The organism is Pseudomonas sp. TH43 (assembly GCF_016650635.1).
In the GTDB taxonomy this organism is placed as follows: domain Bacteria; phylum Pseudomonadota; class Gammaproteobacteria; order Pseudomonadales; family Pseudomonadaceae; genus Aquipseudomonas.
This window is the reverse complement of sequence record NZ_JAEKFI010000001.1, coordinates 1,319,169-1,334,310: the sequence shown is the minus strand read 5'-3', so window position 1 is coordinate 1,334,310 and position 15,142 is coordinate 1,319,169. Positions and strand designations below refer to the sequence as shown.

5 protein-coding genes are annotated in these 15,142 nt (G+C 62.8%); 4 read left to right on the top strand and 1 reads right to left on the bottom strand.

The genetic code is table 11. The features are described 5' to 3' along the window. The first annotated feature begins 266 nt into the window (after positions 1-266). The 3 genes from JFT81_RS05930 (at position 267) to mnmH (ending at position 13,167) form a co-directional block, all read left to right on the top strand. Positions 267-10,790: an autotransporter-associated beta strand repeat-containing protein gene (locus JFT81_RS05930; RefSeq protein WP_201226490.1), complete on the top strand. Its 10,524-nt coding sequence runs from the start codon at positions 267-269 to the stop codon at positions 10,788-10,790. Between the two features lie 239 nt (positions 10,791-11,029). Next, positions 11,030-12,064: a selenide, water dikinase SelD gene (gene selD / locus JFT81_RS05925; protein WP_201226489.1), complete on the top strand. Its 1,035-nt coding sequence runs from the start codon at positions 11,030-11,032 to the stop codon at positions 12,062-12,064. Beyond that, the gene (gene mnmH / locus JFT81_RS05920; protein WP_201226488.1) at positions 12,064-13,167 is read left to right on the top strand and encodes a tRNA 2-selenouridine(34) synthase MnmH; all 1,104 of its coding nucleotides are present in this window, start codon (positions 12,064-12,066) and stop codon (positions 13,165-13,167) included. Before selD ends, mnmH begins: the two co-directional genes overlap by 1 nt. Positions 13,168-13,276: 109 nt before the next feature. On the opposite strand, the gene JFT81_RS05915 is transcribed toward mnmH, so the two are convergent. Then, positions 13,277-13,951: a histidine phosphatase family protein gene (locus tag JFT81_RS05915; protein ID WP_201226487.1), complete on the bottom strand. Its 675-nt coding sequence runs from the start codon at positions 13,949-13,951 to the stop codon at positions 13,277-13,279. A 333-nt stretch (positions 13,952-14,284) separates the two neighbouring features. On the opposite strand from JFT81_RS05915, the gene JFT81_RS05910 reads away from it, so the two are divergent. Continuing rightward, positions 14,285-14,983: a glutathione binding-like protein gene (locus JFT81_RS05910; RefSeq protein WP_201226486.1), complete on the top strand. Its 699-nt coding sequence runs from the start codon at positions 14,285-14,287 to the stop codon at positions 14,981-14,983. Positions 14,984-15,142: the final 159 nt, after the last annotated feature.

The following is a 15,142-nucleotide window of genomic DNA, read 5'->3' as shown; positions in this document are numbered from 1 at the left end:
GCCTGCTGCGCAGTCCATCGGGGATAAATCCCCTCGCCACAAAAGCCATGTCAAAGGCCCGTCGGTACGGGCTGAAATGCTTATTCCAGACGCCTCTAGTCTTAAAGTATTAACACCATTTAATCAGTGCCCCAATGCTGGGCGTCTACTAGCGTTGTCCCCAATCAACGGTTTTGTGATGACCGTCGCAGTCTTGATTCGCGTGTGGAATAAGCAAGGCTTCGCACGCCTTCAAGGAAGAAATTGGCCACGACAAGGAGTAGCCCGTGGAAGCAAGGTTTGGTGTCGCCCTCGTATCGCGTTTTTCTCCTCTTTCCCTTGCTGTGCACCTGAGCGTCGCCGGGCTTCTGTTCGGCGGGGTCAGCGAGCAGGCGTTTGCGACCTGCTCGGCGGCAGGTTCGACGATTACCTGTTCGGGCGTGCCGACGCTGCCGCTGTTTCTCAATGACTACAGCAGTGCCACCAGCGGCCTGACGGTCAATGTCGCCAACGGTGCGCAGATGAACGCCACCCTCGGCGGCAAGGTGCTCAACCTGACCGGGGCCAACATCAACCTGAACAACTCCGGCACTCTCGACCCGGCGCTGTTGGGGCTGGTGTCGGTGCTCAGCGGCGGTGCGTTCATTGGCTCCGGCGCCACCAGTGCGGTGAGCGTGGTCAACAATGCCAGCGGGATCATTCGCGGGACCGGTATGTTGCTCGGCCTCAACCTGACCAGCGTCGATGGCCTGGGGATTGCGGTAAACAACGCGGCGGCCGGCACCACGACCATCACCAACGACGGCACCATCACTTCCACCGGCTTGTCGGTCGGCGGGATTACCCTGGCCGACACTCCGGTGGTCGGGGTGTATGGCGGTTCGCGAGTCAACATGACCAACAGCGCCACCGGTACGATCAATGGCCGGATCGCGTTCGAGACGTCGGCGGCGGGCAACACTTTCACCAACGCCGGTGCAATTACCGGCGGCGTGTCGATGGGCGCGGCGAGCACCAACACCTTCACCGCCGTTACCGGTTCTTCCGTGCAAGTCGGTGATGGTGTTCAGGTCTCGGTGGGGCTTGGCGGCCTGATCGGTATCAACCTGACGTTTGCCCCGACCGGCACCGTCGATGGCGGCGCGGGCGGTACCAACAGCCTGATCCTGCAAAATCCGATAGGCCTCGGCGGCGGCACCACCGGCACTGGCACCGCTTCGAGTGCGACCTACGTCAACTTCAACAACCTGACCCTCAACAGCGGCACCTGGACCTTGCAGGGGCCATTGGTCAGCGGCGCGACCACCCTCAATGGCGGTGTTGCGCAGTTCAACAACAACGCCACCTTCGGCAGCGGTGTGATCACCTCCAACGGCGGGATTTTGCAGGCCAGCAACGCCGGGTTGAACCTCAGCAATCTGATCTCACTCGGTGCGGGTGGCGTTACGGTGCAAGGCACCAATGCCACCACTTTGAGCGGAGTGATTTCCGGCAGCGGCGGTTTTACCAAGGCCGGTACCGGCCAGCTTAACCTCAGCGCGGCCAACACCTATCTTGGCAACACCACGCTTAATGGCGGCACGGTGCTGGTGAGCAACAATCAGGCGTTCAGCACCGGCACCCTCAATGTCACGGGCGCGACGACGCTGAGCGCACCGGGCACCATCAGCCTGGCCAACGCCATCAGCCTCGGCGGCACATTGACGGCTGGCGGCACCGGCGCACTGACCCTCGGTGGCTTGATCAGCGGCAGCAGCGGCCTGACCAAAACCGGCACTGGCAGCCTCACCGTCAGCGGCGCTAACACCGGTTTCACGGGCACCACCACCCTGAGCGCCGGCAGCCTGCTGGTGACCAATAACAACTCGCTGGGCAGCGGCGCGCTGAACACCGCCGCTGGCACCAGTCTCGACAGCACCGCCAACGTCACTCTGGCCAATAACATCGGCATGACCGGCGCCCTCAACGTCCTCGGCAGCAACGCCCTGACGCTGGGCGGCGTGTTGAGCGGCACTGGCGGTATCACCAAATCCGGCACCGCCAGCCTGACGTTGACCGGCAACAACACTAACTCCGGCAATACTGTGCTCAACGCCGGCAGCCTGTTTGTCGGCAGCAACACCGCACTCGGCACGGGCGCACTGAATGCGGCGGCCGGCACAACGCTGGATGCGACCACGGCGGTAACGCTGGCGAATGCTGTCGCACTGGCGGGAGGGGTGACCATCGGCGGCACTCAGGCGTTAGGTCTGAGTGGCGTCGTCAGCGGCGCGGGCAACTTGGCCAAGAACGGCTCTGCGAACCTGACCCTCAGCGGCAACAACACCTTCTCCGGCGGCACCGCGCTCAACAACGGCACGCTGATCGTCGGTTCCAACACCGCGCTGGGCACTGGCGCATTGACCACAGCGACGGGCACCACCCTCGACGCCAGCACCAGCGTGGCGCTGACCAACGCGGTCAGCCTCGGCGGCAACCTGAACATCGGCGGCAGCGCCAACCTGACCTTGGGCGGTATCGTCAGCGGCAGCGGCGGGCTGACCAAAAACGGCGCGGCCAACCTGATTCTCAACGGCACCAACACTTTCCTCGGTGCCATCGCACTGAACGCCGGCACCATCACGGCGGGCGTCAATGCTGCGCTCGGCAGTGGCAATATCACCGTCGGCGGCGCGGCGACCCTCGACAGCAATGCGGCGGTGACGCTGAACAACAACGTCCTGCTCAACAACAACCTGGCAATCGGCGGCAGCAACGCGCTGACCCTCGGAGGCGTAATCAGTGGCACCAGCCAACTGGTGAAAAACGGCACCGCCAACCTGACCCTCAACGGCGCCAATACTTTCACCGGTGGCACCGCGCTCAACGCCGGCAGCCTGACCGTCGGCAACGGCGCAGCACTCGGCACTGGCACGCTGACCGTCGGCGGCGCGGGTGGCACGCTCAATAGCAGCGCTAACGTCACGCTTAACAATGCGATTGCCCTTAACGCCAACCTCACGGCGGGCGGCGCCAATCCGCTGACCCTCGGTGGGGTCATCAGTGGCGCGAGCAACCTGATCAAGAACGGCGCCTCGACGTTGACGCTGACCGGCAACAACACCTACACCGGCGCCACGTCGCTGAACGCGGGAACACTGATCGTCGGCTCCAACACCGCCCTCGGCACGGGTAGTGTCAATGCCTCGGCTGGGACTACGTTGGACGCCTCCACTGCAGCAAGCCTGGCCAACAACGTCAACCTCGGTGGCAACGTGACCATCGGCGGCAGCAACGCGCTGACCCTCGCCGGCGTGGTCTCCGGTGTCGGTGGACTGACCAAGAGCGGTCCCGCCGACCTGATCCTCAACGGCGCCAACACCTACTTCGGCAACACCGCACTCAACGTCGGCAAACTGATTGTCGGCAGCAATACCGCGATCGGCAGCGGCGCATTGAACGCAGCGGCCGGCACCACGCTGGACACCAACACTGCCGTCACCCTGGGCAATCAGGTCAACCTCGCCGGCGCGCTCAATGTCGGTGGGAGTGCGGATCTGACCCTCACCGGAACCGTCGCCGGAGCCGGCAGCCTGGTGAAAAACGGTGCGGCCAATCTCAATCTGAATGGCACCAATACCTACGTCGGCGGCACCACGCTCAACGCCGGTACGGTGACTGTCGGCAACAGTTCGGCGCTGGGCACCGGTGCCCTGACCGTCGGCGGCGCGGCGACGCTGGACAGCAGTTCGCCGCTGGCCAGTCTGGCCAACGCGGTGGTGCTCAATGCGGCACTGAGCGTCGGCGGCACCCAAGACCTGACCCTCGGCGGTGTCACCAGCGGCACCGGTCAATTGATCAAGAACGGCGCGGCCAACCTGACCGTCAACGGCAACAACACTTTCAGCGGCGGCTCCACGCTCAACGCGGGTACGCTGACACTGGGCTCGGCCGGTGCATTGGGCAGTGGCGGCTTGACCGTCGGCGGCGCTTCGACGCTGGATACCAGCACCGGGATGACCGTCGGTAACAACATCACCCTCAACGCCGGCCTGACTTTGGCCGGCAGCAACACCCTGAACCTCAGCGGCGTGATCGATGGCGCCGGCAGCCTGACCAAGGATGGCTTTGGCGATCTTACGCTCAGCGGCAACAACACGTTCACCGGCGCGCTGAACATCGCCTCCGGCAGCCTTACCACGGTGAGCAGCGGGGCGCTCGGCAACACCTCCGGCGCGAATATCAGCGCTGGTGCCAGTCTCTATCTCAACAGCAGCGCCAGCCTCGACGGGTTGAGCGGTAGCGGCAGTGTGCAAATCGCCGGCGGTAATACTCTGACCGTGGGCGGTGTGAGCAATACCAGCACCTTCGACGGCGACCTCGGTGGCAGCGGTGCGTTGACCAAAGTCGGTACCGGCACGCTGAACCTCACCGGCAGCAGCGGCATCACCGGCAACACCAACGTCAATGGCGGTACGCTGAATCTCACCGGTTCGCTGGCCAGTTCCCAGCTCAACGTCAACAATGGCGCCACCCTCACAGGTACCGGTTCGGCACTGGGCTTCATCACCATCAACAGCGGTGGTCATCTGGCGCTGTCCTCGGGCAATACCCTGTCAGCCTCGTCGCTGATCCTTACAGCTAACAGCAATGTCGACACGAGCCTCGCCACGCCATCGACCAGCTCGCTGATGAACATCGGCGGCAACCTGACCCTCGACGGCAATCTCAATGTCACCGATGCCGGCGGTTTCGGTGTCGGGGTCTACCGCTTGTTCAACTACATCGGTGCGCTGACCGACAACGGTCTGACCGTGGCCGGTGTTCCGGTGGGCTACGGCCTCGGCGACATCCTCGTGCAGACCCTGGGCAATCAGGTCAACCTGGTGGTGTCGGCGCCGAACACCAACCTGCGTTTCTGGGACGGCAGCCAGACAATCCCCAACGGCACAGTGGATGGCGGCAGCGGTACGTGGAATGCCGGCGGCACCAACTGGACCAACTCCAACGGCACGCTGAACCAGACCTGGGCCGGCGATTTCGCAGTGTTCCAGGGCACGGCCGGCACCGTGTCGGTCAACGGCACACAACTTTTCACCGGCATGCAGTTCCTCACCGATGGCTACAACGTGGTGAACGGCACGGCGGGGCTGCTCACCGCCGTCAATGGCAGCGGTGGCACCACGGCGATGCGCGTTGATCCGGGCGTGACCGCCACGGTCGGCGTGAACATCAACGGCAGCGGCATTCTCAACAAACTCGATGCGGGCACCTTGGTGCTCAACGGTGCCAACACCTATACCGGCGGCACGCAACTGGATGGCGGCACGCTGGTGGTCGGCAGCAATACCGCACTGGGCACTGGCGCGTTGATCGCCAATGCCGGTACGCAACTGGACAGCAACACCGCCGTGACACTGGCCAACGCCGCCACGCTGAACGGCAATCTGACCGTGCTCGGCAGCAACGCCCTGACCCTCAACGGTGTCATTTCCGGCACCGGCGGTTTGATCAAGAACGGTTCAGCCAGCCTGACCCTCGGCGGCAATAACGCCTTCCTCGGGCCGGTGGCGCTGAATGCCGGCGGACTGATTCTGGCGTCAAACAGCGCGTTGGGCTCGGCTACCCTGAACGCGGCGAACGGCACCACCCTGGATGCCAGCGGCACCTTCACGGCGGGCAACGCGATCAACCTGGCGGGCAACCTCGGCATCGTCGGCAGCAACGATCTGACACTCAGCGGAGCCATCAACGGTGCCGGCAGCCTGACCAAGAATGGCGCGGCCAACCTGATCCTGAGCGGGGCCAACAACTTCCTCGGCGGCGTGAACCTGAATGCCGGCACCCTGACCGCCGGCAGCAACGGTGCCCTCGGTCTGGGCAACCTGACCGTGGCCGGTGCCTCGGCGCTGGACAGCAACACTTCGGTGTCGCTGGGCAACAACGTGGTGCTCAACGCCAACCTGACCAACACCGGCACCAGCGACGTAGCCCTCAGCGGAGTGGTCAGCGGCACCGGCGGTCTGATCAAGAACGGCGCCTCCAACCTGACCCTCAACGGTATCAACAGCTACAGCGGCGGCACCACGCTGAACGCCGGCACCGTGACCCTCGGCACCTCGGCGGGCCTGGGCTCCGGCGCAGTGACCGTGGCGGGTGCGTCGACCCTCGACACCACTGCGCCGCTGGTGCTGGCCAACAACATGAACGTCAATGCCAACCTGAGTGTGGCCGGCAACAATAATCTGACGCTGGGTGGCGTGATCGCCGGTGCAGGCACCTTGATCAAGAACGGTCTGGCCGATCTGACGCTGTCCGGCAACAACACCTTCAGTGGCACCTTCGATGTGCAGTCCGGCAGCCTGACCACGCTGGGCAACTCGGCACTGGGCAGTAACGCCGGGGTCAATCTCGGCGCTGCGTCGACCCTCAACCTCGGCGGCTCCGGCAGCCTCGCCAGCCTGACCGGCAGCGGTACCGCACTGATCGGCGGCGGCAACACGCTGAGCATCGGCGGCAACAACGCCAGCAGCATTTTCGACGGCGTGCTCACCGGCACCGGCGAGTTGAACAAGCTCGGCACTGGCACCCTGACGCTGACCGGTATCAACAGCCTGACCGGTAACACCACCGTTAACGCCGGCACCTTGAACGTCAACGGCTCGCTCGACAGTGCCAGTGTGCTGGTCAACAGCGGCGGTACTCTGGCCGGTAGCGGCGCGCTCGGCGGGGCAGTGACCGTTGCCGATGGCGGCCATCTGGCCGGCGCTACCGGCAGCACCCTGTCAGTGAATTCGCTGGTGTTCAACGCCAACGCCAACTTCGATGTGGGCCTCGGTACTCCGGTGTCCGGTGGCGGCAACGCGCTGGTCAACGTCGGCGGCAACCTGACCCTCGACGGCACCCTCAACGTCAGCGACATCGGCGGCTTCGGCAGCGGCGTGTATCGCCTGATCAACTACACCGGCGGCCTGACCGACAACGGCATGCTGATCGGCACGGTGCCGGGCAGCGTGACGCCGGGCGACCTGACGCTGCAAACCGCGTTGGCCAACCAGATCAATCTGCTGGTCACCGCACCGGGCGTCACCGTGCAGTTCTGGGACGGCAATCAACTGATCGCCAACGGTTCGGTGGACGGCGGCAGCGGCACCTGGGGCACCGGCACCACCAACTGGACCGACGTCAACGGCACGACCAATCAGGCCTGGACCAACAACTTCGCGGTGTTCCAGGGCACGGCGGGCACGGTCACGGTCAACGGCGCACAAACCATCACCGGCATGCAGTTCGTCACCGATGGCTACAGCCTGCAAAACGGCACGGCGGGCTCGCTGAATCTGGTCAACGGTTCGATGGGCAACGCTTCGGTGCGCGTCGATCCGAACGCCACCGCAACGATCGGTGTGGCGCTCAACGGCGCCGGTACACTCGGCAAATATGACACCGGCACGCTGGTACTCAACGCCGCCAACGGCTACACCGGCGGCACCGCGCTCAACGGCGGCAAGATCGTGGTTGGCAATAACGCCGCCCTTGGCACCGGTGTGTTGACCGCGGCCGCCGGCACCGCGCTGGACAGCAACACCGCCGTCACCCTCGGCAACGGCGTGGTGCTCAATGGTGGTTTGACCGTTGCCGGCTCCAACGCGCTAACCCTTGGCGGCGTTGTCAGCGGCGCGGGCAGCCTGATCAAGACCGGCGCTTCGAGCCTGACCCTCAACGGCAGTAATACTTACAGCGGTGGCACCACGCTGAACGCCGGCACGCTGATCCTCGGCAATAACAGCGCGATCAGCAGCGGCGCATTGAGTGTGACGGGCAACTCGACACTCGACAGCACCTCGGCGCTGCAACTGGCCAATGCAATCAACCTCGGCGCGCAACTGACCCTCGCCGGCAACCAGAACACCACACTGATCGGTGCGGTCAGCGGCAGCGGCAGTCTGCTCAAAAACGGTACTGGCGACCTGCTGCTCAGCGGTGCCAACACCTACAGCGGCGGAACCACGCTGAATGGCGGCAACACCACGGGTGACACCAGCAGCCTGCAAGGTGCGATCGTCAACAACGCAACACTGACCTTCGCGCAAAACGCTGATGGCAGCTACACCGGCAATCTCACCGGCGCCGGTACGTTGAACAAAACCGGCAGCGGTCAATTGCTGCTGACCGGCAACAACACCTTCACCGGCAACACTTCGGTTCAGGCCGGCGGCCTGACCGTCAACGGCGTGCTCAACAGTGCCAACGTCAACGTCGCCAGCGGTGCGAAAATCGGCGGTAGCGGTCAAGTCGGCGGCGCGGTGCAACTGGCTAACGGCGCGACGCTGGTCGGTGGTGGCACGGCGACGCCGTTGTCGGTCGGTTCGCTGGCGTTGTCCTCGGGCACCAACCTGGACTTCAGCCTCGGCTCGGCGACCAGTTCGACCACGGTGGTCAATGTGGCGGGGAACCTGACCCTCGACGGCACGCTGAACATCAGCAACGCCGGCGGCTTCGGTACAGGCGTCTATCAACTGTTCCGCTACGGCGGCAGCCTGACCGACAACGGTCTGGTTTATGGCAGCCTGCCGGTGTCGGCGGCCAATCTGACCCTGCAAACCGCCATCGCCAATCAAGTCAACTTGCTGGTGCAAGGCACGCCGGGTGAGGTGCAGTTCTGGAACGGCGGCACCACTAATCCTGACGGCAGCATCGGCGGCGGCAGTGGTGTGTGGGGGCCAGGCACCAACTGGACCGACCCGAGCGGCACGCAGGCGTTGGCCTCGAACGGTCAGTTTGCGGTGTTCGGTGGGCAAAGCGGCACGGTCACCGTGCTGGGCAATCAGAACTTTACCGGCCTGCAATTCCTCACCAGCGGCTACAGCCTGACGCCGGGCGCCGGTGGCACGCTGACTCCGGTCAACGGCGCGGATGGCAGCCTCGCACCGGTTCGCGTGAATGCCGGGGCGAGCGCAGAAATCTCCGTGCCGCTGGTGGGCACGGGCGGTATCGAGAAACTCGATTCCGGGACCTTGGTGCTGAGCGGGGCCAACACCTACAGCGGTGGCACCACCGTCAGTGGCGGTACGCTGGTCGGTAACACCACCAGCCTGCAAGGCAACATTCTCAACAACGCCTCGCTGGTGTTCCAGCAGAACGCCAATGGTCAGTTCAACGGTCGCCTCAGCGGTCTCGGGGCGATGGCCAAACGTGGTGCCGGCACCTTGCTGTTGACCGGTGATAACCCGTTCAGCGGCACCGTAGCGGTCGATCAAGGCGTGCTGCAAGTCGGCAGCCGTTCGGCGCGCGCTTCGTTGGGCGGGCAAGTGACCGTGGTCAACGGTGCGGGTCTGAGCGGTAACGGCAGCATCGGTTCGGTGGTCAACAATGGTGTCGTGGCTTCCGGTAGCGACGCTGGAACCCTGAGCGTTGCGGGTAACCTGACCAATAACTCAAGCGGTGTATTGGCGTTGACCATCAGCTCGCCGACCGCCACGCCATTGGCGGTCGGCGGTACGGCAGCCCTCGGCGGCGGCTTGCAAGTGAACTCGCTCGCACCGTTCACCGGCAACACCGTTTACTCGCTGATCACCGCGGGCGGTGGCGTGACCGGCACCTTCAGCTCCACCGATCTGCCGCAGTACGCCTTCCTCGACAGCTCACTGGTTTACGGTGCCGATTCGGTGACCCTGGCGGTCAGCCGCAACGGCAACTCGTTCACCGATGTCGCTGCCACGGGTAACCAGCGTGGCACCGCTTCGGCACTGTCACGTAATGGTGCGGCGGGTGCTGCTTTGCAGAATCAGATCGTTAATCTCAGCGTGGCGGGGGCGCGCAATGCCTTCGACAGTCTGTCCGGGGAAATCCATGCTAGCACCGCCAGCGCGATCCTTGAGGATTCGCGCTATGTACGTGAGGCGGTCAACGACCGCATGCGCCAGCCATCGTGCAGCGCAGCGGATGATCCACGCCGTGCCCTGGCACCGAGTGACAACCAACTGAGCAGCAACGGTTGCCACGGTGAAATGGTCGGCTGGGCCCGCGCACTGGGTGCATGGGGTGAATCGGATGGCGACAGCAACAGCGCCAAACTTGATCGCAACCTCAGCGGCTTCATGCTCGGTACTGACAAACAGCTCGATGATCAGTGGCGCGTGGGCATGGCCGCCGGTTACACCCGCAGCGACCTCGACGCGCATGACCGGCGCTCGGATGCGACCGTTGAAAGCTACCACCTGGCGGCGTACCTCAACTCGCAATTCGATGCACTGGCTGTGCGCCTCGGCGCGGCTTACAGCTGGCACGACATCGAGAGCAAACGCGACGTCAGCGTCGGCAGTTACAACGACCGGTTGAAGGCCAATTACGATGCTCGCAGCGCCCAGGTGTTCGGCGAAGTCGGTTACACAATCGATGCCGCCGGCATTGCCCTGGAACCGTTTGCCGGCCTCTCGTACGTCAACTACGACTCCGACAAGGCCAAGGAAAAGGGTGGGGTAGGGCGCCTGGAGGCCGAGGCCGATCAGGACATCACCTTCTCGACCCTGGGCGTGCGCGCCGGCAAAGTCATCACCCTGGCCAACGGCGGGCAATTCACCCCGCGCGCGGCCATCGGCTGGCGGCATGCCTTCGGCGACACCAAGCCTGACGCTGACCTGACCTTTATCGACGGCGGCGCCTCGTTCCACACTCAGGGCGTGCCGATTGCCAAAGACAGCGCGCTGGTCGAAGCAGGTGTGGACTTCCAGATCAGCCCGACCGGCAAGCTCGGGGTCGGTTACTCGGGGCAACTGTCGAAAGACAGCAATGACCATGCGATGATCATCAGCTTCAGCCTGGGCTTCTGATTTAGGGTCGAAGCACTTTCAGCCGCCCGCAAGGGCGGTTTTTTTTGCCTGCAAATTCTTTGGCAACCTGATGTCTGTGGTGACTGTTCGATTGCCTTCGCGAGCAGGCTCGCTCCCACAGGGGAATGCCGGCAAATGTGGCAGCGAGCCTGCTCGCGAAGGGGCCGGTCAATCAGCGCAAAAAACCGCTGCCTCGTGCTCTGCTAGAATCCGCCTCATTAACAGCCTGAGACTCCCCCATGAGCGAGCCGATTCGTCTGACCCAATACAGCCACGGCGCCGGTTGCGGCTGCAAGATTTCCCCGCAGGTGCTGGAAGTGATTCTGGCCGGTAGCGGCGCGCAGAACCTTGATCCGAAACTGTGGGTCGGCAACGCCTCGCGCGATGATGCGGCGGTGTACGAGATTGATGCCGAGCGCGGCGTGGTTTCGACCACTGACTTTTTCATGCCGATCGTCGATGACCCGTTCGACTTCGGCCGCATTGCGGCGACCAACGCGATCAGCGATATCTACGCAATGGGCGGTGATCCGTTGATGGCGATTGCGATCCTCGGCTGGCCGGTGAATGTGCTGGCGCCGGAAGTCGCGCGCGAAGTGATTCGTGGCGGTCGTGCGGTGTGCGACGCGGCGGGCATTGCGTTGGCGGGCGGGCATTCGATCGATGCGCCAGAGCCGATTTTCGGCCTCGCCGTTACTGGCCTGGTGGAAAAACGCCACATGAAGCGCAACGACACCGCCACCGCCGGTTGCCTGCTGTACCTGACCAAACCGCTGGGCATCGGCATCCTCACCACGGCCGAGAAGAAGGGCAAATTGCGCGCCGCCGACGTTGGCGTGGCCCGCGACTGGATGTGTACGCTGAACAAGCCCGGCAGCCGTTTTGGCAAACTCGCCGGTGTCACGGCGATGACCGACGTCACTGGTTTCGGCCTGCTCGGGCATCTGGTGGAAATGGCTGATGGCAGTAAGCTCACCGCACGCATCGCCTATGACCGTGTGCCGCGTCTGGACAGCGTCGAGTATTACCTCGATCAGGGCTGTGTACCCGGCGGCACACTGCGCAATTTCGACAGCTATGCGAGCAAGGTCGGCCGCGTGCAGGAACTGCACAAACGGGTGCTCTGCGACCCGCAAACCAGTGGTGGTCTATTGGTTGCCGTGACGCCTGAAGGCAATGACGAGTTCCTCACTGTCGCTGCCGAGCTGGGGCTGATTCTTGCGCCAATCGGCGAACTGGTTGAGCGACAGACGAACGCAGTCGAGGTGATTTGATGCTCCGCGACTGCACTGACTTCCGTGATATTTTCCTCAACGACCGGCCGCTGATGGATGCCCGCGCGCCGGTCGAGTTTCACAAGGGCGCGTTCCCTGGCGTGGTCAATCTGCCGCTGATGAACGACATCGAGCGGCAGAAAATCGGCACCTGCTACAAGCAGCACGGCCAGCAGGCTGCCATCGAGCTGGGCCACCAATTGGTCTCTGGCGACGTCAAAGCTGAACGCATCCAGGCCTGGGCCGATTTCGCCCGGGCCCATTCTGATGGCTATCTCTATTGTTTTCGTGGCGGCTTGCGTTCGCAGATCACTCAGCAGTGGCTGCGTGACGAAGCCGGTATCGACTATCCCCGCGTTGGTGGCGGCTACAAAGCGTTGCGCAACTTCCTCATTGATACTCTCGAACAGGCCATCGCCCAGTGTGATTTCGTTTTGCTGGGCGGCATGACCGGCACCGGCAAGACTGAAGTGCTGGTGCAACTGCGCAACGGCCTGGACCTGGAAGGGCACGCCAATCATCGCGGTTCAAGCTTCGGCAAACGCGCCACGGGTCAGCCGTCGAACATCGATTTCGAAAACCGCCTGGCCATCGACGTCCTGAAAAAACGCGACGCCGGTATCGAGCAGTTTGTGCTGGAAGATGAGAGCCGGGTGGTCGGCAGTTGCGCCTTGCCGCTGCCCTTGTATCAAGGCATGCAGCAGTACCCGATGGTCTGGCTGGAAGACAGTTTTGAAGACCGTGTGGAGCGGATCCTGCGCGATTACGTGGTGGATCTGTCAGCCGAGTTTGCGGCAGTGCACGGGGAGGAAGGCTTTGCGCTGTTCTCCGAGCGCTTGCTGGAAAGCTTGAACAACGTGCAGAAGCGCCTCGGTGGCGAGCGCCATCGGCGGATGCTGCTGTTGATGGAAGAGGCTTTGATCGAGCAGGGGCGCAGCGGGGCGGTGGATCTGCATCGCGGCTGGATCGAGGGGTTGCTGCGTGAGTATTACGATCCGATGTATGCGTTTCAGCGAGAGAAGAAGGGCGGGCGGATCGAGTTTGCCGGGGAGAGTGCGGCGGTGATCGATTATTTGCGCGAGCGGGTGAGCCAGAAAGATTGAGGTTGTAGTGGCTGGCCTCTTCGCGAGCAAGCTCAGCTCCTACAGGTTTACGCCTGTTCTGTAGGAGCAGAGCTTGCTCGCGAAGGGGCCGGGGCAGGCGACCCAACACTCAGGTCGGACAGGTTTCCTTGCCATGATCCAGCCCCTGCTTGTAGCTATGGCTCTGCAGGCTGGCCTTGCCGTTGTGCCAGGTCAGGGTCAGCACGTAGAGCGAATCAAAATCGTCACCCGACCAGTCATCGGTAATGTGCTGCTTGCCGCCGACCGCTTTGTCCGCGACTTTGTTGATCAGTTCTGGCAGGTATCCATGGGACCACGCGGTGTAAATCGTCGAGTTGTGGTACTTGTCGGCGAGCAACTCACGGGCCAGATCGCTGGTGTCGTTGGCTGAAAACTCGATGTTCACCGGCAAACCGAGCTTGATCGCTGCCGGGCTGATGGTCATCAGCGGGCGAATGTAGCTGTAGGAGTTGTCCAACTCACCTTCCTCGACATTGCGCGTCGGGTTGGCGGCGAATACGTAATCGGCTTTGCCGAATCTCTCCGGCAGTACCGTCGACAGGTCGATGGCGCGATTCAGGCCCTGACAATTGAGCTGACCCAGACCGCCCTCGGGCTTTTCGGCGTGGCGCAGGAACACCAGCGTCTGCGTGCCATCGACCGGCTGCGCGCGGCTCTCGCTGGATTCGAGTGACAGAAAGACCGCGCTGACCGCCAGCAGGGAGGGCAGGACCACGTAGGCGCGGTGTTTGAAACGTTTGGCGAAACTTATCAGGTTCGTCATGGAATAAGGGGTTCTTCAGCAAGTTCGATTAAGGCTGACAAACCTTTACACCACTGGCTCCCAGCACCGGGTGTTTTCCCTGTCGTGAACGGCTTCCTCTGCAACAAGTGCATAGCTCAGAGTCCTTTAAGGCCGATTTGGTTCGATCCGCGCAATGTAGCGGCACCGAATAACCGTCAGGGGCAAAGGTTAGCCACAGGATGTTACGGTTCATGTAGAGGCTGCCGCAGGCTGCGATTTTTTAACGTGAGGAAAGGCTCAAGATCAAAAGTTCGCAGCCTGCGGCAGCTCCTACATTAATATCGGGGTTCAATTTGTGACTGGATGCTTCCCATGACCGATCTGTCCGCGTTCCCGATCACCCAGAAATGGCCGGCGCAGTACCCTGACTGGATTCAGCTCTATTCCTTGCCGACCCCCAACGGCGTCAAAGTCTCGATCATGCTCGAAGAGATCGGCCTGCCGTACGAGCCGCACAAGGTCGCTTTCGACAGCAACGATCAGTTGTCCCCGGCGTTTCTGTCGCTAAACCCGAACAACAAGATCCCGGCGATTCTCGATCCGCATGGCCCGGAAGATCAGCCGCTGCCGTTGTTCGAATCCGGCGCGATCCTGATTTATCTGGCCGACAAGAGCGGTCAGTTACTGGCGCAGGAAGGTGCGCTGCGCTACGAAACCATCCAGTGGCTGATGTTTCAGATGGGGGGTATTGGCCCGATGTTCGGCCAGTTGGGTTTTTTCAACAAATTCGCCGGCAAGGATTACGAAGACAAGCGCCCGCGTGATCGTTATGTCGACGAAAGCAAACGCCTGCTCAAAGTCCTCGATACCCGCCTGGAAGGCCGCGACTGGCTGATGGGCGAGCGCTACACGATTGCCGACATCGCCACGTTCCCGTGGGTGCGCAACCTGATTGGTTTTTATGAGGCGGGCGACCTGGTCGGGATCCAGAACTTCCCGAATGTCACTCGCGTGCTGGAGCGCTTCCTGGCGCGGCCGGCGGTCATCCGAGGCCTGACCATCCCGTCCTGACACCCCACACAACCCCTGTAGGAGTGAGCCTGCTCGCGATGGCGATGTATCAGTCGACATCAACGTTGACTGATACACCGCCATCGCGAGCAGGCTCACTCCTACAAGGGATGTGCACAATCCGGAGGATTATTGCGCGACCGGTAATGCTCTCTTGAT